This is a genomic window from Aeromicrobium sp., assembly GCF_025965075.1.
In the GTDB taxonomy this organism is placed as follows: Bacteria; Actinomycetota; Actinomycetes; order Propionibacteriales; family Nocardioidaceae; genus Aeromicrobium.
On record NZ_JAOPXQ010000265.1, the window covers coordinates 1 to 2,542 of the forward strand.

Here is a 2,542-nt window from a genome sequence, read left to right on the forward strand (position 1 = left end):
GCGCCGGAGCGCCCGACCGAGGCGGCGCAGCGCCGGGGCGTCGAGCCGGCCGAGCGGGCCGGTCAGGACCGCGACGGCCTGCTCGGGGTCGACGGGCTCGCCGGCGCTGAGCCGCTCGGCGATCCACAGCGCGGCCAGGAGCGCACGGACCGCGGGCTCGTCGCCCAGCGGCACCTCGTCGCCGGCGACCTCGACCGGGACGCCGGAGGCGGCGAGGGTCCGCTGCAACGGGGCCAGGGCGGCGCTCGACCGCACCAGCACCGCCATCTGCTCCCACGGCAGCCTGTCCCCCGTCAGGTGGGCCTCGCGCAGGCGCAGCGCGATGTGCTCGGCCTCGGCCGACGGGGTCGCGTAGGTCTCGACGACGACCTCGCCGGGGGTCGCGGCGTCGGAGCGGACCTGGCGGAACTTCTCGAACGTCGCGCGGTCGATGCTGCCGGCGACGCCGATCCGGCCGATGACCGCCCGGGTCGCGGCCAGGATCGCGGGCCCGAACCGGCGGGTCGCGCCGAGCGCCAGCGTCGGAGCCGGGCCGGCGCGGGTCGCGAAGCGCTGCGGGAACTCCAGGATCCCCGAGACGTCGGCGCCGCGGAACGCGTAGATCGACTGGTCGGGGTCGCCGACCACGATGAGGTTGCGCCCGTCGCCGGCCAGCGCGGTCAGGAGCTGGACCTGGAGGGGGTCGGTGTCCTGGTACTCGTCGACGACAACGAGCCGGTAGCGCTCGCGCAGGACCTGCTGGTGGTCCGGGTCGGTCGCGATGCCGAGCGCCTGGAACACCAGGTCGGCGTAGTCGATCGTGTTGGCCAGGGCGCTCGCCCCGACGTACTGCCCGAAGAATCGTCCGGCGGCTTCCCAGTCGGGACGACCCGCGGCCTCCGCGGCGGCGAGGAGGTCGTCGGCGTCCATCCCGAGCGAGCGTGCCTTGGCCATGATGACCTGCAGCTCGCGGGCGAAGCCGCGGGTCCGCAGCGCGGGCTGCAGCGGCCCGGGCCACTGGTCGGCGCCCGTGCCGCCGACCAGCTCGGCGATCGTCGCGTCCTGCTCGGGGGCGGTCAGCAGCTGGACCGGCCGGCCGTACGACTCGGGGTCGGCGAACTCGCGCACCAGTCCGTAGCAGAAGGAGTGGAACGTCATGGCCGGCGCCGCGGCGCTGGTGCGGGTCAACCGGCGGGCGATCCGGGCGCGGAGCTCCTCGGCGGCCTTGCGGCTGAAGGTCAGGACCAGGATCTCCTCGGGCCGGTAGCCGTGGTGCTCGATCCGGTCGACCACGACCTCGACGAGGGTCGTCGTCTTGCCGGTGCCGGGGCCGGCGAGGACCAGCAGCGGACCACCCGGGTGGTCGACGACGGCCTGCTGGCTGGGGTCGAGGACGGGGGCGCGCAGCGGCTCGGCGCTCGGCTTCTCCAGGACGTACTCGACAGGCATGGCCCCATCCCACCAGACGGCTATGACACGTCGTCGTCGAACCGCCAGAGCGCGAGCGGCATGTCGACCGCGGAGCCGTTGCCGCGCATCGGCGTCCGCTCGTCGCGGTAGTGCTCCTGGGCGTTGATCGCGTGCGACGCGGGCAGGCTCCCGTCGGCCCGGACGACCCGCCACCACGGCACGGCGGCACCCTCCAGGGCCATGACCCGGCCGACCTGGCGCGGCCCGCCGTCCTGCAGGATCTCCGCGATCAGCCCGTACGACAGGACCTGGCCGGGCGGGATCCGCTCGACCAGGTCCAGGACCCGATCCGTGAAGTCGGGCTTCATCGTCGTTCGATCAGTACGTCGGCTGACTCGGATCGATCTGGTTGACCCAGGCGACGACACCGCCGCCGACGTGCACCGAGTCCTTGTAGCCCGCGCCCTTGAGCACGGCCAGCGCCTCGGCCGAGCGGACGCCCGACTTGCAGTGCAGGACGATCTGCTTGTCGCCGGGCAGCTGCTCGAGCGCCTTGCCGTTGAGGAACTCGCCCTTGGGGATCAGGATCGAGCCGGGGATCTGGTTGATCTCGTACTCGTTCGGCTCGCGCACGTCGACCAGCACGAAGTCGCGCCCGCCGTCGTTGCGCTCCTTGAGCCAGCCGTCGAGCGTCGTCACCGAGATCGTCGAGTCGGCAGCCGCGTCGGCGGCCTCCTCGCTGATCGCGCCGCAGAACGCCTCGTAGTCGCTCATGAGCTCGGTCGGCAGGACCCCGTTGGGGTCACGCCGGACGTTGAGGGTCGAGTAGCGCATCTCGAGCGCGTCGTAGACCATCAGGCGGCCGATCAGCGGGTCGCCGATTCCGGTGATGAGCTTGATCGCCTCGGTCACCATGATCGAGCCGATCGAGGCGCACAGGACGCCCAGCACGCCGCCCTCGGCGCACGACGGCACCATGCCGGGCGGGGGCGGCTCGGGGTAGAGGTCGCGGTACTGCGGGCCCTCCTGGGCCCAGAAGACCGACACCTGGCCCTCGAACCGGTAGATCGAGCCCCACACGTACGGCTTGCCGAGGATGACCGCCGCGTCGTTGACCAGGTAGCGGGTCGCGTAGTTGTCGGTGCCGTCGACG

The 2,542-nt window shown here is 72.9% G+C and carries 3 protein-coding genes; all 3 read right to left on the minus strand.

Translation table 11 applies throughout. From position 1 onward, the window contains the following. The coding region (locus JWQ91_RS15570) for an ATP-dependent helicase (protein WP_297786198.1) at positions 1-1,428 on the minus strand (1,428 nt) is incomplete at its 3' end. Between the two features lie 20 nt (positions 1,429-1,448). Beyond that, positions 1,449-1,757, minus strand: a complete 309-nt coding sequence (locus JWQ91_RS15575; RefSeq protein ID WP_297786201.1) for an MGMT family protein — start codon at positions 1,755-1,757, stop codon at positions 1,449-1,451. Positions 1,758-1,767: 10 nt separating this feature from the next. Beyond that, on the minus strand, positions 1,768-2,542 hold a 775-nt coding region (locus tag JWQ91_RS15580; protein WP_297786204.1), incomplete at its 5' end, for a ThiF family adenylyltransferase.